This window comes from Dactylosporangium sp. McL0621, assembly GCF_049995355.1.
Lineage (GTDB): Bacteria > Actinomycetota > Actinomycetes > Mycobacteriales > Micromonosporaceae > Dactylosporangium.
In genome coordinates this window covers 10,441,342-10,461,916 of record NZ_CP188259.1, presented here as the reverse complement: position 1 = coordinate 10,461,916, position 20,575 = coordinate 10,441,342, and the positions used below count along the sequence as shown (strand labels likewise).

15 protein-coding genes, 1 tRNA gene and 1 pseudogene are annotated in these 20,575 nt (G+C 69.4%); 11 read left to right on the top strand and 6 right to left on the bottom strand.

The features are described from left to right. Window positions 1–129: 129 nt before the first annotated feature. Window positions 130–206, bottom strand: a tRNA-Leu gene (locus ACPPVO_RS49465). A 107-nt stretch (window positions 207–313) separates the two neighbouring features. On the opposite strand from ACPPVO_RS49465, the gene ACPPVO_RS49460 reads away from it, so the two are divergent. The 5 genes from ACPPVO_RS49460 to ACPPVO_RS49440 all read left to right on the top strand — a co-directional run bounded on the left by ACPPVO_RS49460 (window position 314) and on the right by ACPPVO_RS49440 (window position 5,174). Next, window positions 314–901: an ANTAR domain-containing response regulator gene (locus ACPPVO_RS49460; RefSeq protein ID WP_426514840.1), complete on the top strand. Its 588-nt coding sequence runs from the start codon at window positions 314–316 to the stop codon at window positions 899–901. Between the two features lie 153 nt (window positions 902–1,054). Beyond that, on the top strand, window positions 1,055–2,347 hold the full coding sequence (locus tag ACPPVO_RS49455; RefSeq protein ID WP_426506040.1) for an ABC transporter permease subunit: 1,293 nt from the start codon (window positions 1,055–1,057) through the stop codon (window positions 2,345–2,347). 10 nt (window positions 2,348–2,357) lie between these two features. Continuing rightward, a complete protein-coding gene (locus tag ACPPVO_RS49450) occupies window positions 2,358–3,356 on the top strand; it encodes a branched-chain amino acid ABC transporter permease (RefSeq protein ID WP_426506039.1) in 999 nt (332 codons plus the stop codon). Beyond that, window positions 3,346–4,356, top strand: a complete 1,011-nt coding sequence (locus ACPPVO_RS49445) for an ABC transporter ATP-binding protein (protein WP_426506038.1) — start codon at window positions 3,346–3,348, stop codon at window positions 4,354–4,356. Before ACPPVO_RS49450 ends, ACPPVO_RS49445 begins: the two co-directional genes overlap by 11 nt. After that, window positions 4,353–5,174 carry an ABC transporter ATP-binding protein gene (locus ACPPVO_RS49440; RefSeq protein WP_426506036.1) on the top strand — a complete coding sequence of 274 codons (822 nt, stop codon included), beginning with the start codon at window positions 4,353–4,355 and terminating at the stop codon, window positions 5,172–5,174. Before ACPPVO_RS49445 ends, ACPPVO_RS49440 begins: the two co-directional genes overlap by 4 nt. A 403-nt stretch (window positions 5,175–5,577) precedes the next feature. Here the strand turns inward: ACPPVO_RS49440 and ACPPVO_RS49435 are convergent, their stop codons facing one another. Then, a complete protein-coding gene (locus tag ACPPVO_RS49435; RefSeq protein ID WP_426506035.1) occupies window positions 5,578–6,840 on the bottom strand; it encodes an ABC transporter substrate-binding protein in 1,263 nt (420 codons plus the stop codon). A gap of 299 nt (window positions 6,841–7,139) precedes the next feature. Between ACPPVO_RS49435 and polA the strand changes: the two genes are divergently transcribed. Next, a complete protein-coding gene (polA, locus tag ACPPVO_RS49430; protein ID WP_426506033.1) occupies window positions 7,140–9,839 on the top strand; it encodes a DNA polymerase I in 2,700 nt (899 codons plus the stop codon). A 1,043-nt stretch (window positions 9,840–10,882) separates the two neighbouring features. On the opposite strand, the gene ACPPVO_RS49425 is transcribed toward polA, so the two are convergent. Then, a complete protein-coding gene (locus ACPPVO_RS49425) occupies window positions 10,883–11,698 on the bottom strand; it encodes a class I SAM-dependent methyltransferase (protein WP_426506032.1) in 816 nt (271 codons plus the stop codon). A 262-nt stretch (window positions 11,699–11,960) separates the two neighbouring features. Between ACPPVO_RS49425 and rpsA the strand changes: the two genes are divergently transcribed. Further along, window positions 11,961–13,457 carry a 30S ribosomal protein S1 gene (rpsA, locus tag ACPPVO_RS49420; RefSeq protein ID WP_426506030.1) on the top strand — a complete coding sequence of 499 codons (1,497 nt, stop codon included), beginning with the start codon at window positions 11,961–11,963 and terminating at the stop codon, window positions 13,455–13,457. Between the two features lie 485 nt (window positions 13,458–13,942). Here rpsA and uvrB read toward each other — a convergent pair whose 3' ends face one another. Continuing rightward, window positions 13,943–16,108: an excinuclease ABC subunit UvrB gene (gene uvrB, locus ACPPVO_RS49415; RefSeq protein WP_426506028.1), complete on the bottom strand. Its 2,166-nt coding sequence runs from the start codon at window positions 16,106–16,108 to the stop codon at window positions 13,943–13,945. Between the two features lie 309 nt (window positions 16,109–16,417). Further along, window positions 16,418–16,999, bottom strand: a pseudogene (gene coaE / locus ACPPVO_RS49410) (dephospho-CoA kinase); the annotation flags it as partial. Window positions 17,000–17,184: 185 nt separating this feature from the next. Between coaE and ACPPVO_RS49405 the strand changes: the two are divergent. Both ACPPVO_RS49405 and ACPPVO_RS49400 read left to right on the top strand, forming a co-directional pair. Then, entirely contained in the window at window positions 17,185–17,385 is a 201-nt protein-coding gene (locus ACPPVO_RS49405; protein WP_426506026.1) for a hypothetical protein, read from the top strand. Between the two features lie 91 nt (window positions 17,386–17,476). Next, window positions 17,477–18,388 (top strand): hypothetical protein, encoded by a 912-nt coding sequence (locus tag ACPPVO_RS49400; protein ID WP_426506025.1) that lies wholly within the window; start codon window positions 17,477–17,479, stop codon window positions 18,386–18,388. 161 nt (window positions 18,389–18,549) lie between these two features. On the opposite strand, the gene ACPPVO_RS49395 is transcribed toward ACPPVO_RS49400, so the two are convergent. Further along, entirely contained in the window at window positions 18,550–18,843 is a 294-nt protein-coding gene (locus ACPPVO_RS49395; protein ID WP_426506024.1) for an antibiotic biosynthesis monooxygenase family protein, read from the bottom strand. 16 nt (window positions 18,844–18,859) lie between these two features. Here ACPPVO_RS49395 and pnuC point away from each other — a divergent pair, with 16 nt between their 5' ends. Further along, on the top strand, window positions 18,860–19,489 hold the full coding sequence (pnuC, locus tag ACPPVO_RS49390; RefSeq protein WP_426506023.1) for a nicotinamide riboside transporter PnuC: 630 nt from the start codon (window positions 18,860–18,862) through the stop codon (window positions 19,487–19,489). Beyond that, entirely contained in the window at window positions 19,474–20,568 is a 1,095-nt protein-coding gene (locus tag ACPPVO_RS49385; RefSeq protein WP_426506022.1) for an AAA family ATPase, read from the top strand. The genes pnuC and ACPPVO_RS49385 overlap by 16 nt, the downstream gene beginning before the upstream one ends. The last annotated feature ends 7 nt before the right edge of the window (window positions 20,569–20,575 follow it).

Here is a 20,575-nt window from a genome sequence, read left to right as displayed (position 1 = left end):
GTGCGCGCAGGGGGAATCTGGGCCCGGCGCAGGCCGGCATGATCGGCAGGACAGGGCCTAGTCCTGGTGGGAGTTACGCACACGTGACCGTGTCCGGCATCACGTTCTCGTGGGGCTTGTGTGCCGTTTTGGTGCCCCGGGTGGGATTCGAACCCACACTGTCGGAGGTTTGAGCTCCGTTCCTCTGCCGATTGGGATACCGGGACGAGTACGCCGCACTAGGGTACCCACTACTCTGATCGCGACGGTAACCGCCGTCGGACACGTCGGATCGGATCGGGAGAGGCTTGTGGCCGAGGCACAGAGCCGTCGGGTGCTCATCGCGGAAGATGAGGCGCTCATCCGCCTCGACCTGCGGGAGATGCTCGTCGAGGAGGGCTACGACGTCGTCGGCGAGGCCGGCGACGGCGAAACGGCTGTCCGGCTCGCCGAGGAGCTCAAGCCCGATCTCGTGATCCTGGACATCAAGATGCCGATCATGGATGGGCTCGCCGCGGCGGAGAAGATCGCCGGCGGGCGGATCGCGCCGGTCGTCATCCTGACCGCGTTCAGCCAGCGGGACCTGGTGGAGCGGGCGCGCGCCGCGGGCGCGATGGCCTACCTGGTCAAGCCGTTCCAGAAGAGCGACCTGGTGCCGGCGGTGGAGATCGCCGTGTCGCGGTACGCGGAGCTGTCGGTGCTCGAGTCCGAGGTCGCCACGCTCACCGAGCGGCTCGAGACGCGCAAGGTCGTGGAGCGCGCCAAGGGCCAGCTCATGGCCACCTACGGCATGAACGAGCCGCAGGCCTTCAAATGGATCCAGCGCACCGCGATGGACCACCGCATGACGATGCGGGAAGTGGCCGACCGGATCATCGCCGAAACCGCCGGGGGAAACACCACCGTAATCGCCGAGTCCTGACCTTTTACCTGCGCACGGCGTGTTTCGCGGCAGCTTGCTGGACATCGAATAACGGCTTGGTAACGGCCCGCTATTGCCTTGAGGGCCGGGCTATGATCCGCCAGTCCCGAGGCTCGGGATCACAGCCAGTCACCGTTGATTCGAGGAGCACCATTGCGTAGAGCCGTGATCATGCTCACGGCCTTCCTGGCCTGCGTGATGCTCTCCTTCGGCATAGGCGCCACAAGCGCCTGGGCCGAGGGCGAAGCACTGCAGGGAACGCTGAAGAACGGCGACGCCCCCGTCGCCGGAGTCAAGATCAAAGCGTTCACTCAGGACGGCGCGCCCGTCGGCGAAGCAGCCTCAGACGCTCAGGGCAAGTGGAGTATTCCGGTCCCGGGCCCCGGCACCTACCGGGTCGACCTCGATCAGACCTCCCTGCCGGCGGGCGTCACCCTGACCAACAACCGGCCCAGCCTGACGCCGCAGGTGGCCGACGGCCAGGCCCGTAACGTGCTGTTCCCGCTCGGCGGGGCGGGCGGGGCGACCGGTCAGAACCAGCCGAACGCGCCCAAGGCGCCGTCGGAACTGGACCGGTACGCCGACCTGCTCTACAGCGGACTGCACTTCGCGCTCATCATCGCGCTGGCCGCGCTCGGCGTCTCGCTGATCTTCGGCACCACCGGCCTGACCAACTTCGCCCACGGCGAGCTGGTCACGTTCGGTGCGCTGATCACCTTCCTGTTCAACGTGACAATCGGGCTGCCGCTGGTCCTGTCCGGCCTGATCGCCGTCGTGATCGGCGGCCTGCTCGGCTACACGCAGGACCGGGCGTTCTGGGGCTGGCTGCGCCGGCGCCGCACCAACATGGTCACGACGATGATCATCTCGATCGGCCTGTCCCTCGCCGTGCGGTACATCTTCCTGTACTTCTTCGGCGGCGAGACCCGCGCTTTCGCCCAGTACAACGGCCAGCCCGGCCATCAGTACGGGCCGTTCCTGATCGCGCCGAAGAACCTCGTCTGCGACGTGATCGCCATCGTGGCCATCGTGGCCGTGTCCTGGGCGCTGCTCGGCACCCGCCTGGGCAAGGCGACCCGCGCGGTCGCCGACAACCCGGCCCTCGCGGCGGCCTCCGGCATCAACGTGGACCGCATCATCCGGCTGGTCTGGACCATCGGCGGCGCCCTGGCCGCGCTGGCCGGCGTGCTCCTGGGGACCTACCAGAACGTCGGCTACCAGATGGGCTTCCAGATCCTGCTGCTGGTGTTCGCGGCCGTCACGCTGGGCGGCTTCGGTACCGCCTGGGGCGCCCTGGTGGGCAGCCTCGTGATCGGCCTGTTCGTGCAGCTGTCCACGCTGTGGATTCCGTCGGAGCTCAAGACCGTTGGCGCGCTGGCCGTACTGATCGTGATCCTGCTCTTCCGGCCACAGGGCATCCTGGGCCGCCGGACGCGGATCGGCTGAGGGGGACACGATGAACTGGCACTCCATCTTCAGCGTCTCGCTGGAAGCGATCATCGGGTCCACCACTATTGCTTACGCGCTGGCGGCCATCGGCCTCAACGTCCACTTCGGCTACACTGGCCTGCTGAACTTCGGGCAGTCGGCGTTCCTGGGCGTGGGCGCGTACGGCATCGCGATCACCGTCTCGACCTTCGACCTGCCGTTCTTCCTCGGCGTGGCGATCGGCCTGGCCGCCGCGATCATCCTGGCGCTGTTGCTCGGCATCCCGACGCTGCGCCTGCGCGCGGACTATCTGGCCATCGTCACCATCGCGGCGGCCGAGATCATCCGGCTCATCTACCGGGCGACGGGCCTGCACAAGTGGACCGGCGCCTCGGACGGCCTGCAGGGCTTCTCGCAGGACTTCTACAACCTGAGCCCGTTCCAGGGCAGCAAGGGCGTCAACATCGCCGACCTCATCACGTTCACCGACCGTGAGCTGTGGGTGCTGCTGGTCGGCTGGACCCTGGTGGCGCTGTCCTGCCTGGTCGTGTGGCTGCTCATGAAGAGCCCGTGGGGCCGCGTGCTCAAGGCCATCCGCGAGGACGAGGACGCGGTGCGCAGCCTCGGCAAGAACGTCTTCTCGTACAAGATGCAGTCGCTGGTCATCGGCGGCGTCATCGGCTGCCTCGGCGGCTTCATCTTCGCCCTCGACCGCGCCGCGGTGCAGCCGGACACGTGGGGCACCGAGTTCACGTTCTTCGCGTACACGATCGTCATCCTCGGCGGCGCGGCACGGGTCTTCGGCCCCGTCGTCGGCGCGGCGATCTTCTGGGTGCTGCTCGTCTTCATCGACGCGACGCTCTCCGAGGCGATCAACCACAAGGACATCCCGTCGTGGCTGATCAGCACCAACCAGGCCGGTTCGGTGCGGTACATCCTGGTCGGCATCGGCCTGATCCTGCTGCTGATCTACCGCCCGCAGGGCATCTTCGGCGACAAGAGGGAGGTCATGCTCGATGTCCGCTGAGCCCACGCCGGCCACCGGCACCGCCAAGCAGCGCGCCACGGCGGCCCTGGCCGACATCCCGTGCGAGCCGGGCGTGTCCAAGCCCGACCCGATCCTCGTCGCCGACGGCGTCGTGCGCCGCTTCGGCGGCCTCACCGCCGTCGACGTCAAGCACGCCGAGGTGCAGCGCGGCTCCATCACCGCGCTCATCGGGCCCAACGGCGCCGGCAAGACGACGTTCTTCAACCTGCTCACCGGCTTCGACGCGCCGGACGAGGGTTCCTGGACGTTCAACGGCAAGAGCCTTTCGGGTGTACCCGCACACAAGGTCGCCCGCTCCGGCATGGTCCGCACCTTCCAGCTGACCAAGGCGCTGTCCAAGCTCACCGTCATGGACAACATGCGGCTGGGCGCGACCGGGCAGAAGGGCGAGACCTTCTGGCGCGCCCTGATCCCGGCCATCTACCGGCAGCAGGAGGACGAGGTCACCGCGCGCGCGGAGGACCTGCTCACCCGCTTCAAGCTCATCGCCAAGAAGGACGACTTCGCCGGCAGCCTCTCCGGCGGCCAGCGCAAGCTCCTGGAGATGGCCCGGGCCCTCATGGTGCAGCCCGACATGGTCATGCTCGACGAGCCGATGGCCGGCGTGAACCCGGCCCTGACGCAGTCGCTGCTCGGCCACGTCAAGCAGCTGCGCGAGGACGGCATGACCGTGCTGTTCGTCGAGCACGACATGGACATGGTCCACGACATCAGCGACTGGATCATCGTCATGGGGCAGGGCGGCGTGATCGCCGAGGGCACCCCGGACAAGGTCATGGCCGACCCGCGCGTGATCGACGCCTACCTGGGCGCCCACCACGACGGCGCGGTCAAGACGGTCGGCGGCGAGGAGTACGACGCCGGCGACCTCGCCGACGGCGGCGAGGTGGCGCTCATCGGCGCCGTCGACGAGCTCGAGCAGGAGCAGGCGGCGGCGGACGGCAGTTCCGCCGGCGCCGACGGAAAGGACCGGTCGTGACCGTTTCCAGCGAACTTCCTGAGCTTCCCGAGGACGAGGAAGCGGCTCCCGTCAGCAACGAGATCGTCGACCGCACCGAGCACGTCTCGAAGGCCGACGGGGCGGTCCTGCGGGCCGACGACGTCGTCGCCGGGTACCTGCCGGGCGTCAACATCCTCAACGGCGCCGACCTCTACGTGCACGACGGCGAGCTCGTCGGCATCATCGGGCCGAACGGCGCCGGCAAGTCGACGCTGCTCAAGGCCATGTTCGGGCTGGTGAACATCCGCTCGGGCACGGTCACGCTGCGCGGGGAGAGCATCACCAACTTCAAGGCGCACGCAATGGTCGAGCGGGGCATCGGCTTCGTGCCGCAGACGAACAACGTCTTCGCCGCGCTGACCATCGAGGAGAACCTGCAGATGGGCACGTTCCTGCGGCCCAAGCGGTTCAAGGAGCGCTTCGACTTCGTCACGCAGCTCTTCCCGACCCTGGCCGAGCGGCGCAAGCAGCGGGCCGGGCTCCTGTCGGGCGGCGAGCGGCAGATGGTGGCCATGGCCCGGGCGCTCATGATGGAGCCCACGGTCCTGCTGCTGGACGAGCCGTCGGCCGGCCTCTCGCCGGCGCTGCAGGACGAGGTGTTCTTCCGGACCAAGCAGATCAACTCGACCGGCGTGACGGTCGTGATGGTCGAGCAGAACGCGCGGCGGTGCCTGCAGATCTGCGACCGCGGGTACGTGCTCGACCAGGGGCGCAACGCCTACACGGCCTCGGGCGAGGGCCTCATCAACGACCCGCGGGTCATCGAGTTGTACCTCGGGACGCTCGCGCGCGCCTGAACCATCGTTTTTGCACCGCGGAAAATCCCGCGCCTCCCACGGGGGCGCGGGATTTCTTCGTTACGCCTCCTGGCTGATTTCACGTCGTTTTTACAATGGTGGTCTTGCGTTCCGGAATATCAACGTCGATCTTGATAATGCGGTTATTGTTCCGCTCGCGGAACGATAATTTCCGAGGTCGTATCCGCTACGGGCGCCAGCCCGTTCCGTCCGTGGCACCGCGGACCCGGCTGGCCGGCCCTCTCCGGCCGCAGGCCTGCAGGGCCGGCCTTTGTCTGGCGGGAGCGACGGTCCGCAGGTGACGCGGGCCCGAGCCCGGACTTTTGGGTCTTTCGTCCGTTCTTTTCCGCGCACGAAAAGGCCCCCGCCGCTTGCGCGACGGGGGCCTTCGGGGCCGTCAGGCTCAGATCTTGCCGGCCTGGTACTTGACCTCGGGGAGGAGCTTGTTGTCCGCACCGTAGGTGTAGACACCGATGGTGGCCTCGGCCGGGTCACCGGCGTCGTTGAAGGAGATCGGGCCCGAGAGCCCCTCGTAGTCGATGTCCTTCTTGGCCTTGATCAGGTCCAGGCACTGCTTGTAGCCCGTGCACTTCTCGCCGCCCTTGGAGACGGTGGTCAGGTGCTTGGCGATCTCGCCCGGGTTGTCGCTGCCGGCCTCCTCGGCCGCCAGGGCCGAGAGGATGGTGGCGTCGTAGGACTCAACCGCGTAGTTGAAGTCCTTCAGGTCCTTGTTGACGCCCAGCAGGCGCTGCTTGAAGTCGGCCTTGGTCTCGGCGCCGGGCTGGGTGCCCTTGAAGCCGGTCAGGGTGCCGGGCTGGAAGTCCTTCGAGTAGTCGGCGATGTTGCCGTCGACGAAGTACCACTTCTTGCTCTTCAGGCCCTGCTCGAGCAGCTTCGGGACGATCTTCTTGGTCTCGTCGAAGCCGATGATCGCGATCGCGTCCGGGTTGGCCTGCTTGATCTGGCCGACCTCACCGCTGAAGTCCGCGGCCTTCGGGTCGTAGGTCACCGACGCGACGACCTTGCCGCCGCCGCTCTCGATCTCCTTCTTGGCGTTCTCGGCGAGGCCGGTGCCGTAGGAGTCGTTGAGGACCAGCATGCCGGTGGTGGCGTTGCCGTCCTGGACGATCAGGTCGCCGAGCACGCGGCCCTGGAGGGTGTCCGGGGGCGCGGTGCGGAAGTAGAGGCCGTGGTCGTTGTACGCGGTGAACGCCGTCGAGGTGTTCGCCGGCGAGATCTCCACTACCCCGGCGCCCGTGATCTTGTCGATGACGGACAGCGAGACGGAGGACGAGGCCGCGCCGATGATGACGTCGGTCTTGTCCGTGAGCAGCTTGTTCACCGACTGGGTGGCGATGTCCGTGGAGGTGTCGCCCGAGTCCATGTGCTGGATCTGCACCGGCTTGCCGAGGACGCCGCCGTTGTCGTTGATCTCCTTGATCGCCACGTCGACGCCGGCGAACTCCGGCGGGCCGAGGAAGGCCAGCGAGCCGGTCTGCGGCAGGATGGTGCCGATCTTGAGTACACCGTCGCCGGCCGCCGCGGCGCCGCCGCTGGTGGCAGTCGTCGATGGGCTGTCGGCCTTGTTATCGCCGCAGGCACTGAGCGCCAGGCAGGCGGCGCTCAGCACGGCGACCGAGCGCCATCCGAGATTGGGGCGGATCATCACCTGTCTCCTTTTTAACAGCGCGGTAGGCGTGGTTGCGCCCTAGATGCCAAGACGCTGATGAACGCACAACCTAATGACACTGCCTGCGCGGCACTAGGCCTTCGGCCCAACACGCCCAAGGAAGTTGCGCAGTCGTAATCTTCCTGTTCGCAACCGCAACGCGAATCGCTTTGTCTGAAGTTTTCGCGGCGGGCTTCCCGGCAAGTGCCGCCGGTGGGGGCGAATCGGACAATACGGGTGAAACGGCGTGAGGGGCTCCGCGGTTTTTGTCGTACCCCCGGACTAGGCTCGCTGGCGTGACGGGTTCGACTGACTCCAAGCTGTTGCTGCTCGACGGGCACTCGCTCGCCTACCGGGCGTACCACGCCCTGCCGAAGGAGAACTTCTCCACGGTGACGGGCCAGACGACAAACGCCGTCTTCGGCTTCACGTCGATGCTGATCAACATGCTGCGCGACGAGCAGCCCACGCACATCGCGGTGGCGTTCGACGTCTCGCGCAAGACGTTCCGCATGGAGCAGTACGCGGAGTACAAGGCCAACCGCGCCGCGACGCAGCCCGAGTTCGCCGGCCAGGTGCCCCTCATCAAGGAGATCCTCAACGCGCTGCGGATCCCGTTCGTGGAGAAGGACGGCTTCGAGGCCGACGACGTCATCGCCACGCTCGCCCGGCAGGCCACCGAGCTCGGCCTGCCGACCTCGATCATCACCGGCGACCGCGACGCGTTCCAGCTGGTCACCGACGTCGTCACGGTGCTGTATCTCAAGCGCGGCGTCACCGAGATGGACCGCATGACCCCGGCCAAGGTCGAGGAGAAGTACGGGATCCCGCCGTCGCGGTACCGCGACAAGGCCGCGCTCGTCGGCGAGGACAGCGACAACCTCTCCGGCGTCCCCGGGGTCGGCGACAAGACCGCGGCCAAGTGGATCGTGCAGTTCGGCGGGCTCGACCAGATCATCGCCCGCGTCGACGAGATCAAGGGCAAGGCCGGCGAGAACGTGCGCGCCCACATCCCCGAGATCATCCGCAACTACGGGCTCAACGAGCTCCGCAGCGACCTCGAGCTGCCGATCGGCCCGGAAGACGTGAAGTGGCGGGGCTGGGACCGCGAGGCCGTGCACCAGATCTTCGACTCGCTGGAGTTCCGGGTGCTGCGGGAGCGGCTCTACCAGTACCTCGACGCGGTCGAGCCCGAGGCCGAGTCCGGCTTCGACCTCTCCGGCGAGGTGCTGCACGGCGGCGTCGGCGCCTGGCTCGACCAGCACGCCCCGGCCGGCACCCGCACCGGCGTGGCCGTCGCCGGGAAGTTCGGCCGCGGCACCGGCACCCTCACCGGCATCGCGCTCGCCGTCGCCGGCGGCCCCGCGGCCTGGTTCGACCCGGCCGCCCTCGACCCGGCCGACGACGCCGCGGTCGGGGCCTGGCTCGCCGCCGCCGACCGGCCCAAGGCCCTGCACGACGTGAAGCCGGCCCGCCTGGCCCTGCTGGCCCGCGGCTGGACGGAGCTGGCCGGCGTGGTCAGCGACACCGCCCTGGAGGCCTACCTGGCCCGGCCCGACCAGCGCTCCTACGACCTCAACGACCTCGCCCTGCGCTACCTCAAGCGCGAGCTGCGCGTCGACGCCCCCCCGAACGGCAACGGGCAGCTGACCCTCGACGGGCTCGGCGACGACACCGGCGAGGCCGAGGAAAACCTCATGCTCCGGGCCCGGGCCACCCTCGACCTCGCCGAGGCGATCAGCGAGGAGCTGCACCGCGACGGCGACTCGTCGGCCCGCCTGCTGGCCGAGGTGGAGCTGCCGCTCGTCTACGTGCTCGCCGAGATGGAGCGGACCGGGATCGCGGCCGACACCGAATACCTCGGCGAGCTCGAGTCGCAGTTCGCCGGCGGGGTGAAGGGCGCCGCCCAGGCCGCCTACGGGGTGATCGGGCGCGAGTTCAACCTCGGCTCGCCCAAGCAGCTGCAGGAGATCCTCTTCAACGAGCTCGCGCTGCCCAAGACCAAGAAGATCAAGACGGGGTACACCACCGACGCCGACGCCCTCCAGGGCCTGTTCGCCCAGACGCAGCACCCGCTCCTGGAGCACCTGTTGCGCCACCGCGACGTCGCCAAGCTCAAGACCACCGTCGACGGCCTGCTCAAGTCGATCAGCGACGACGGGCGCATCCACACGACGTACTACCAGACCGTCGCCGCCACCGGCCGCCTCTCCAGCACCGACCCCAACCTGCAGAACATCCCGATCCGCACCGAGGAGGGCCGGCGCATCCGCCGCGCCTTCATCGTGGGCGAGGGCTTCGAGACGCTGCTGACCGCCGACTACAGCCAGATCGAGATGCGCATCATGGCGCACCTGTCCAAGGACGAGGCGCTCATCAAGGCCTTCAACTCCGGCTTCGACTTCCACGCCGCGACCGCGTCCTCGGTCTTCTCGGTGCCGGTCAACGAGGTCGTGCCCGACCAGCGCCGCAAGATCAAGGCGATGAACTACGGCCTCGCCTACGGCCTGTCCTCCTACGGCCTCGGCACGCAGCTCGGCATCACCCCGGCCGAGGCGACGGTGCTCATGGAGGAGTACTTCGCCACCTTCGGCGGCGTGCGCGACTACCTGCGCTCGATCGTCGCCCAGGCCCGCCGCGACGGCTACACCGAGACCGTCCTGGGCCGCCGCCGCTACCTGCCCGACCTCAACAGCGACAACCGCCAGCGCCGCGAGATGGCCGAGCGCATGGCCCTCAACGCCCCGATCCAGGGCTCCGCCGCGGACATCATCAAGGTCGCCATGCTGCGCGTCGACACCGCCCTGCGCGACTCGGGCCTGCGCTCACGAATGCTCCTGCAGGTCCACGACGAGCTGGTGTTCGAGGTGGCAATGGGCGAGCGCGAGCCCCTGGAGACCCTGGTCCGCGACGCCATGGGCGGCGCCTACCCCCTGGACGTCCCCCTGGGCGTCTCGGTGGGCATCGGCTCCGACTGGAACGCCGCCGACCACTGAGCCAACGCCCGTCAAGGCCCGCAGCGTCACTGCCCCGACGCTGCGGCCTTCGGCCCCGCCCGGAGCCCAAGCCTTTGCCAACGCCCGTCCCGGCGAACTGAGCTCCCGCCCCTTCAAGGCCGTTGGCGCCTGCCCCAGTTCCCGGCCCGAACCGTTCGTAAGCGCTCGCCGGTGCCCGGCGCCGAACCCGCGACCGTGCGACGGCCTTTGGTGCTTGCCCTGACGCCGGCTCGAATCGTTCGCCAGCACTCGCTGGTGCCCGGCGCCGAACCCGCGACCGTGCGACGGCCTTTGGTGCTTGCCCTGACGCCGGCTCGAATCGTTCGCCAGCACTCGCTGGTGCCCGGCGCCGAACCCGCGGCCGTGCGACGGCCTTTGGTGCTTGCAGTGACTCCCGCCTCGAATCGTTCGCCAGCACCCGCCTTCGGCCCCGCTGGTGCCCGGTGCCGAACTGAGCTCACGCCCCTTCGAGTTTCCGCAGCGTCACCCGCTCGGCGCTGCGGTCTTCGACCCCGCCCGGACTTCATGGGCTCGCCCCTTCTGCCAGCGCTCGCCTTGGAGCCGCTGGTGCCCCGGGCCGGCTCGTCTTCCGGGGCCGAGTGGTTCACCGATAAGTCGGGCGCTCCGCGCCGCGACTTATCGGATTTTTCGCCTGGCGCTCGTTAAGTCGGACATGCCGGAGTCTCGGGCGCCTGACGTATCGTGCTCGAGGCCGAGAACTCTGGTCGGGCTGGGCGTGCTCTGGCGATAAGTCGGGCGCTCCGCGCCGCGACTTATCGGATTTTTCGCCTGGCGCTCGTTAAGTCCGACATGCCCGAGCCTCGCGTGACCGGCGTATCGCGTTCTGCGGGTTTGTGCGAGTTCGTGGCGGGGGTTGGCGTCGGCTGGGCGGGACCTAACGCAGGCGTCACACGACGCGCCGTGAGCCCCGCCGAGAGCCGCCGGGCGAGCCGGCGCTGGTGGGACGGCGACGCCGACGCCTACCAGGAGGAACACGGTTCAGCGAAAAGTCGGGCGCTTCGCGCCGCGACTTTTCGGACATTTCATGATTTCGTGGGCTTCGTGGCTATGAAGATGGCCGTGCCCGGGAAGACTCGTCCGCGCATGGGGCTCCACTGGCCCCACTCCTTGTCGTGCCCCGGCGGCCATTCCGGTTCGATCAGGTCGTTCAGCACGAAGCCCGCGGCCACCAGCTCGCGGATTCGGTCGCCCAGGGTGCGGTGCTGCTCCACGTACGTGGGGACGTGCTGCTCGTCCTCCTCGACGTACGCGCGGCGGTCGAAGTACGAGTGCACCGCCACCAGGCCGCCCTCGCCCGGGTCGTCGAGGAAGACCCAGCGCATGGGGTGGGTGATCGAGAAGGCCCAGCGGCCGCCGGGGCGCAGGACGCGGTACACCTCGCGCATCACGCGGGAAGAATCCGCCACGAAAGGGATGGCGCCGAACGCCGTGCAGACGATGTCGAATACGCCCTCGGCGAACGGCAGGGCGCTCGCGTCGGCCTGCAGGAGCGGGACCGGTACGCCCGATCGGGTGGCTCCGTTCTGGGCGTGGCGGAGCATGCCGGCGGACAGGTCGGACGCCACGACCTCGGCGCCCTGGGTCTTCAGCCAGCGCGAGCAGGACGCGGCGCCGCAGCCGATCTCGAGGACCCGACGGCCCCTGACCTCGCCGAGCAGGTGGGCGTCGGCCTCGCGCAGGCCCTCGGGGCACCACACGAAGTCGGCATCGCCCAGGAAGGAACCGTGTTCCTCCTGGTAGGCGTCGGCGTCGCCGTCCCACCAGCGCCGGCTCGCCCGGCGGCTCTCGGCGGGGCTCACGGCGCGTCGTGTGACGCCTGCGTCAGGTGACGATTCCATGGGGAGCAACGGTAGGCCCGCGAAAGTCGGCAGATCGGGTCTGGGGGAGGGTTGGACCATGTGGTATTGCGCAGGGTAGGCTGATCGGTGCACTCGTGGGTTTGTGGCGCCTCGGCATGGAGCAGGCTCACGGTCGCCGAACACATACCTGGGCTTCCAATGCACTGATCCTGCACTGCGACAGGCGGGTTGTGCCCGACGACGGGTCCGCGGGAGCGCGCAGAGTCACCAGGCCAATCCACCGACCGGAGCAACAGCCCACATGACGAGCAGCATCGAGGCCACCTCGAGCGCCAGCAGCAACAGGGTCACCATCGACGACCTCGGTTCCGAGGAGGCGTTCCTCGCCGCGATCGATGAGACCATCAAGTACTTCAATGACGGCGACATCGTCGAAGGCACCGTCGTCAAGGTCGATCGGGACGAGGTCCTGCTCGACATCGGCTACAAGACCGAGGGTGTCATTCCCTCGCGCGAGCTGTCGATCAAGCACGATGTCGACCCTGCTGAGGTCGTGTCGGTTGGTGACCACATCGAGGCCCTGGTTCTCCAGAAGGAGGACAAGGAAGGCCGTCTGATCCTGTCGAAGAAGCGCGCGCAGTACGAGCGCGCTTGGGGCACGATCGAGAAGATCAAGGAGGACGACGGCGTCGTCCGCGGCTCCGTCATCGAGGTCGTCAAGGGTGGTCTCATCCTCGACATCGGCCTGCGTGGCTTCCTGCCGGCCTCCCTGGTCGAGATGCGCCGGGTGCGCGACCTCCAGCCGTATGTCGGCCGGGAGCTCGAGGCCAAGATCATCGAGCTGGACAAGAACCGCAACAACGTGGTGCTGTCCCGCCGGGCCTACCTCGAGCAGACCCAGTCCGAGGTCCGGACCGAGTTCCTGCACAAGCTGCAGAAGGGCCAGGTCCGCAAGGGCGTTGTGTCCTCGATCGTCAACTTCGGTGCGTTCGTCGACCTCGGTGGTGTCGACGGCCTGGTTCACGTCTCCGAGCTGTCCTGGAAGCACATCGATCACCCGTCCGAGGTGGTCGAGGTCGGCCAGGAGGTCGAGGTCGAGGTTCTCGACGTCGACCTGGACCGTGAGCGCGTCTCCCTGTCGCTGAAGGCGACCCAGGAGGACCCGTGGCGTCAGTTCGCCCGGACCCACGCGATCCAGCAGATCGTGCCCGGTAAGGTCACGAAGCTCGTCCCGTTCGGTGCGTTCGTCCGCGTCGACGACGGCATCGAGGGCCTGGTGCACATCTCCGAGCTGGCCGAGCGCCACGTGGAGATCCCGGAGCAGGTCGTCCAGGTGGGCTCGGACGTCATGGTCAAGGTCATCGACATCGACCTTGAGCGTCGCCGGATCTCGCTGTCGCTCAAGCAGGCCAACGAGGGCTTCGTCGAGGGCGAGGAGCACTTCGACCCGACCCTCTACGGCATGTCGGCGACCTACGATGAGCAGGGCAACTACATCTACCCGGAGGGCTTCGACCCGGAGACCGCCGAGTGGATGTCCGGCTTCGAGAAGCAGCGCGAGGCGTGGGAGCAGCAGTACGCCGAGGCGCGTCAGCGCTGGGAGGCCCACACCAAGCAGGTCCAGACGGCGCGTCAGGCCGACGCGACCGCCGAGCCCGCCGCGGCGGCCCCGCAGAGCGGCTCGGCCTCGTCGTCGACCCCGACCGCGACCCGCGCGCCGGAGGAGCCCTCGGGCACCCTGGCCACGGACGAGGCCCTGGCCGCCCTGCGCGAGAAGCTTGCCGGCGGCAAGAGCTGACCCGCAGCAAGCCCTAGCAACGCGAGAAGCCCCGGTACCCGCAAGGGACCGGGGCTTTCCCGTGCCCGCACCCCCGACCCGGGGACGAACGCCGGCGCTCGCGGATGAGTGCAGTTGCCGGATTCGATTTGTGCTCGGCGGCCGGCCGGACGCGCGGCTCCACCACACTCGGAGGACGGGACGGGTGAACGCGGGGCCTGCACCGCCGGGCCTCGCGCGGAGACCGGACAAGGGCCCACCGGAACGTGCGTGGCGACCGGGGCGCGCGGCGACCGGACGCGGGCGGGCCTGCACCCGCCGGAACGTGTGCAACGACCGGACGCGTTTGGGGAGCACACGCCGAGGGAGGGCTTGCACCCGCCGGAACGCGTGCGGCGCCGGACCCGTCGGAACGTGTGTGGCGACCGCGCGGGGGAGGACCTGCACCCGCCGGGGCGCGCGTGGTGGGTGGGCAGTGCGCGGGCCCCGGCGGGTGGCGGTCGTTGTTACTTCACGCCGGCTACGTCCATGGCCCGGAGCTCCTTCTTCAGTTCGGAGACCTCGTCGCGCAGGCGGGCGGCCAGCTCGAACTGCAGCTCGCGCGCCGCGCCCAGCATCTGGTCGTTCAGGTCCTGGATGAGGGTGGCGAGCTCGGCGCGGGCCATGCCCGCGCGGGCCGGGATCGCGGGGCCGCCGGACGCGGACGCGGCGCCCTTGGTGCCGCCGCCCTTCTGGCGGGCGCGGGTGTTCTCCGGGGACTTGCCGCGGCTCATCTGGCGGCCGCCGCCGATGACGACCGCGCCGCCCGGGCCGTGGCCGGACACGACGCCGGCGGTGTCCTCGGACTCGCGGTAGATGTCGTCGAGGATGTCGCCGAGCTTCTTGCGCAGCGGCTGCGGGTCGATGCCGTTGGCCTTGTTGTACGCCTGCTGCTTGTCCCGCCGCCGGTTGGTCTCGTCGATCGCCTGGGCCATCGACGGGGTCATCTTGTCGGCGTACATGTGGACCTGCCCGGACACGTTGCGCGCCGCGCGGCCGATGGTCTGGATGAGGCTCGTGCCCGAGCGCAGGAAGCCCTCCTTGTCGGCGTCGAGGATCGCGACCAGGCTCACCTCCGGCAGGTCGAGGCCCTCGCGGAGCAGGTTGATGCCGACCAGCACGTCGAACTCGCCCCGGCGCAGCTCCCGCAGCAGCTCGACCCGGCGCAGCGTGTCGACCTCGGAGTGCAGGTAGCGCACCCGAATGCCGTGCTCGAGCAGGTAGTCGGTCAGGTCCTCGGCCATCTTCTTCGTCAGCGTCGTGACCAGCACCCGCTCGTCGCGCTCGGTGCGCAGCTTGATCTCGTGCATGAGGTCGTCGATCTGGCCCTTGGTCGGCTTGAGCACCACCTCGGGGTCGATCAGGCCGGTCGGGCGGATCACCTGCTCGACGACGTCGCCCTGGACCTTGCCGAGCTCCCACGGACCCGGGGTCGCCGACAGGTACACGGTCTGCCCGACCCGCTCCTCGAACTCGTCGAAGCGCAGCGGCCGGTTGTCCTGGGCGCTGGGCAGCCGGAACCCGTGCTCCACCAGGGTTCGCTTGCGGGAGGCGTCGCCCTCGTACATGCCGCCGATCTGCGGCACCGTCGCGTGCGACTCGTCGATGACGGTGAGGAAGTCGTCGGGGAAGTAGTCGAGCAGGCAGTGCGGCGGGCTGCCGGCCTCGCGCCCGTCGATGTGACGGGAGTAGTTCTCGATGCCGTTGCAGAACCCGACCTGGCGCATCATCTCGACGTCGTACGTGGTGCGCATCCGCAGCCGCTGCGCCTCCAGCAGCTTGCCCTCCCGGTCGAGCTCGGCCAGGCGCTCCTCGAGCTCGATCTCGATCGCGGCGATCGCCCGCTCCATGCGCTCCGGCCCGGCCGCGTAGTGCGTCGCCGGGAAGATCATCAGCGCGTCGGTCTGGCGGATCTCGTCGCCGGTCAGCGGGTGCAGGTAGGACAGCCGCTCGATCTCGTCGCCGAAGAACTCGATGCGGATCGCGAGCTCCTCGTAGGCCGGGATGATCTCCAGGGTGTCACCCCGGACCCGGAACGTGCCGCGGTTGAACGCCATGTCGTTGCGCGTGTACTGAATGTCGACCAACCGTCGCAGCAGCTTGTCCCGGTCGACCTCCTCGCCGACGCTGACCTTGGCCGCGCGGTCCAGGTACTCCTCCGGCGTGCCGAGCCCGTAGATCGCCGACACCGTCGCCACCACGATCACGTCGCGCCTGGTCAGCAGGCTCATCGTGGCCGAGTGCCGCAGCCGCTCCACCTCCTCGTTGACCGAGGAGTCCTTCTCGATGTAGGTGTCGGTCTGCGGGATGTAGGCCTCGGGCTGGTAGTAGTCGTAGTAGCTGACGAAGTATTCGACCGCGTTGTTGGGCATCAGATCGCGGAACTCCTTGGCCAGCTGCGCGGCCAGGGTCTTGTTGTGGGCGAGCACCAGCGTCGGTCGCTGCAGCCGCTCCACCAGCCAGGCCGTGGTCGCGCTCTTGCCGGTGCCGGTCGCGCCGAGCAGCACCGAGTGCCGGTCACCGGCCCGCACACGCTTGGCGAGGGCCTCAATCGCCGCCGGCTGGTCGCCGGAGGGTACGTACTCGCTGACCACCTCGAAACGGCGGTCCAAGCGTGGGATGTCGAGCGCCATGTCCCCTACCGTACGCGGGGGGTATGACACTTTCCGGGTCCTCGCCCTCGGTGGCCGACCGTATTCAACCTGGCGATTGTGTGGGGAACATCACCGGTCTACGGTAGATGCCGTAGGCCGCTCGCGGCGGCCGACCGGAGAGCCGGCCCGCCCATCACGCAGGTCCTCCCGGCGCACGGTTGCAGCCCCGGCCCGTCACGGTCGGCGAGCGCACCGAGCGAGATCGCGCGAATCGCGCGACCGGCCGCCGCGAGCGCCCTAACCAGGGCTCGAACGCCCGAGCGGCGAAGGGTAAAGGGCCTAAGCCGCCAGAATCCGCTCCCACGCCGCGGCCACCTGACGATCGAGCTCCTCCGGCGTGCCGTCGTTGGCGATGGCAATGTCCGCGACAGCACGGCGCTCCTCGTCGGTCGCCTGAGCCGAGATCCGCGCCATGGCGTCGTCGCGCGACATGCCCCGTAGGCGCATCAACCGGTCGAGCCGGGTGTCCAGCGTCGCGAACACGATCAGGATCAACGAGTACAACCCGGAAAGGCCCTTCTCCACGAGCAGTGGGACGTCGTGGACGACGATCGAGTCGGGTGGCGCCGCCGCGACCAGCTCGGCCGACCGCGCCCGCACCAGCGGATGCGTGATCTCCTCCAGCCGTCGCCGCGCCTCGGCGTCCGCGAAGACGATCCGGCCCAGCGCCGGCCGGTCGAGCGCCCCCGAGCCGTCCAGGACCCCGGGCCCGAACGCCTCCACGACCCGGGCGAGCCCCTCGGTCCCCGGCGCCACGACCTCGCGCGCCAGCCGGTCGGAGTCGATGATCACGGCGCCGAGCGCCGCGAGCCGGGAGGCCACCGCGCTCTTGCCGGCCCCGATTCCGCCCGTGAGCCCCACCATCTTCATGCCGCAATCACACCTGAAGGTGAACCGCGACGGGCCGCCGGGGTCAGGACGGCGTGGTTTGCACGGAATGCGCGGTTTGTCAAGATACCTTCCGACTCAAGGGAAGATCACGGGGGTAAATCATGACAGTGGGGCGACACGGCCTGGGCCGGCCGGGCCTGGCGCGCCGCGATTGGGCAGGCATCATGCCGCAGGGTAGCGGTACCGCTCCCTTCGGTCGCCGGCCCGCGCGCCGCGCACGCCACCGCCGCATCAATGCGCGCCGGCGTGGGTCCTCCGACGGCTGGGCGTTCCTGGTCGCCGCCGCGGTGCTGGGAATGCTGGCCGTGAGCGGCTGGTATACGGCCAGCGGGGCCAACGCGGTCGCGCAGATGCTGGCCCGCTAGACGACCCGTTCCGCCGTGGCGCGCGCCGTGGGCGGTCAGCGATACTCTGCCGGGCAACCGCACATCTGCCAGGACCAGAAGGACACGCTGCATGGAGCCGGAGAACGGCCAGGACCAGGTCAACGGGTCGCCACCACCGCCGAAGCCGAAGAGCCGGCGCGGCTGGATGTCGGACTCGCCGCTGGACGGCGGCTCGGGCTGGCCCACGTCGGCGTACTCGATCGTGCCCCGCCAGCCGACGCCGGCCCGGGAGGAGCCCAGGCCCGCTCCGGAACCGATGCCGGCGCCGGAGCCGTCGCCCGAGCCGTCGCCCGAGCCGGAGAGGCCCGCGCGCAAGGGCCGGATCGGCGTGCTCATCATCGGCATCATCGTGCTGGTCATCGCGGCCGTCGGCGGGGTGCTGGCGACGCGCGAGAAGAGCTCGGGCAACGACGAGCGCACGGACGCCGCGACCGCGACGGCCACGGAGACCACGGCCCCGGCCCTTCCGGTCGTCGTCGAAACCGCGAGCGCGACCCCGAGCGGCGCCACCCGGAGCGCCGGCGCGGGTGCGGCCCCGAGCGCGGGGGCCGGCGCGGCGAACAGCGCGCCGGCCAGTGCGCCGGCCGTGGCGCCCAGCACCGGCATCCTTCGCACCGGCACGGCCCAGTTCGTGGTGCTGGCCGGCCAGCCCGACGACGCGTACGACTTCGACAGCGCCACCAAGCAGGCCGCCGGCGCCGACGCCACCGCGGGCGCGATCGGCATGACGGCCGCCAACGGCGCGAAGTTCGCGGTGCTGCTCACCGACGACACCCCGTCGCTGGCCGTCTGCTCCGCGGTGCCCGCCGACCGCTGGGTCGGCCAGGTCGTGATCGGCAGCCTCGTACCGGGGGCGCGGGTGTGCATGCGCACCAGCGAGAACCGCTACGCCTGGTTCATGACCCGGGCGGGCGAGCTCGTCACCGGTGCGCTCTACACCTCGAACCTGGACTTCGTCGTGTACAAGAAGAGCGGGGACTAGGGGCTGTATCGAAGTGGATGGCCGGGCTGCGGCGGACTCAGACGCCGCCTGGAACCACCCCGGTCACACCCCGATACAACCCCGGTATCGGGGCGCGCCCGGCGCGGCCCCAGCCGACGCCTGAGCCTCGCCTCGCTCCGACCCCCACTTCGACACAGCCCCTAGACCGCCACGTCGTTGAAGTGCTCCACGCGGGGGGCTCCGTCGAAGTACGGCCCGATGAGCCCCCGCCACTGCGCGAACCGGTCCGTCGCCCGGAAGTTGTCCAGGTGCGCGTCGACCGAGTCCCACTCCACGAGCAGGACGAACCGCGACGCGCTCTCGATGCCGCGGGTCATGCGCACCGAGCGGCACCCCGGGGTCGTGGCGAGTACCTCGTGGGCCTTGCGGTACGCGGCGGCGAACTCGTCCTCGCGGCCTTCGAGCACGTCGATCAGTGCGACTTCCAGAACCATCCAGCTAGGGTAGACCGTGCTCGACTGGCTGACCTCCGCGGCGTTCCACGCCTTCGGCGCCCCGACCACGTGGGCTGAGCTGCTCGGATTCGCCAGCGGACTGCTGTGCGTCTATCTCGTCGTGCGCCAGCACATCGCGAACTGGCCGGTCGGGATCGCCAACAACCTCCTCTTCATCGTCGCCTTCTGGCACGTCGGGCTCTTCGGCGACGCCTGGCTTCAGGTCGTCTACGTCGCGCTCGGCGCCTACGGATGGTGGTGCTGGCGCACCGGCCGGCTGCAGCAGAAGGTGCGCACCACGACCAGGGTCGAGTGGTGGTGGCTCGCGATCGCGGGCGTGTTCCTGACCGTGGCGCTCTGGTGGTACCTCGACCGTTTCACCGAATCCACGGTCCCCGGGCCCGACGCGATCACGACCGCGGTGTCGCTGTTGGCGACCTACGGCCAGACCCGCCGCCTGCTGGAGAGCTGGTGGCTGTGGATCTCCGTCGACATCGTCTACATCCCCCTTTACGGCTACAAGGACCTGTGGCTCACGGCGCTGCTGTACCTGGTGTTCCTCACGCTGTGCGTCTTCGGCCTGCGGGCCTGGCGCGCCGAGCTGCGCACCGCGCCGCTGGGGAGCCCGGCGTGGTCCACGGACTAGTCATCGGCAAGTTCTACCCGCCCCACGCCGGCCACCATCACCTCATCGACGCCGCCGCGCGCGCCTGCGACGAGGTGACCGTGGTGGTCGCACCGTCCACAGTGGAGTCGATCCCGCTCGAGGACCGGGTCGCGTGGCTGCGCGAGGTGCACGCCCGCTCGCCCCACGTCCGGTTCGTCGGGATCTACGACGACACCCCGATCGACTACGGATCCGAGGCGGCCTGGGACGCCCACACCGCTACGTTCCGCACGGCGGTCGGCGCCCGGCGGGTCGACCGGGTCTTCTCCTCGGAGGCGTACGGCGAGGAGCTGGCCCGCCGCTTCGGCGCCGTCCACGTGCCGGTCGACCCGGGCCGGGGCGCCGTGCCCGTCTCCGGCACCGCCGTGCGCGCCGACCCCGTCGCGCACTGGGGCATGCTGGCGCCGCCGGTGCGCGCCTGGTTCGTCAGGCGCGTGGTCGTCGTCGGCGCGGAGTCGACGGGCACGACCACCCTGACCCGGGCCCTGGCCGCGCATCTTCGCCTGCGCGGAGGGGTTTTCGCCGGTACCTGCTGGGTCGAGGAGTACGGACGCACGCTGACCTCCTTGAAAATGGCCGGACTGGCGCCGGGTCAGACCATGGAGGACCTCGTGTGGACGCGCGAGGACTTCGTCGCCGTCGCCCGCGAACAGAACGCCGCGGAGGACGCCGCCGCCCGATCCGGTGGGCCCATTCTGCTCTGCGACACCGACAGTTTTGCCACCTCGGTCTGGGAGGAGCGCTATTTGGGCAACGCATCGTCAGCTGTCCGTGACACTGCGCGACGACCCGCGCTCTACCTGCTGACGAGCGACGAGGGCGTGCCGTTCGAGGACGACGGCATGCGCGACGGCGAGCACCTGCGCGCCTGGATGACGGGCCGGTTCCGCGACGAGCTCGCCGCCCGCGGCGTCCCGTGGATCGAGCTGACGGGGTCGTACCGCGACCGCCTCACCCGGGCCGTCAAGGCGATCGACGATCTGCTCGCGGCGGGCTGGAATCTGGCATCGCCGCTGCTCCCGGCCGACGCGAACAGAATTGTCGGGGGGTCCTGCTAAGTTCCCG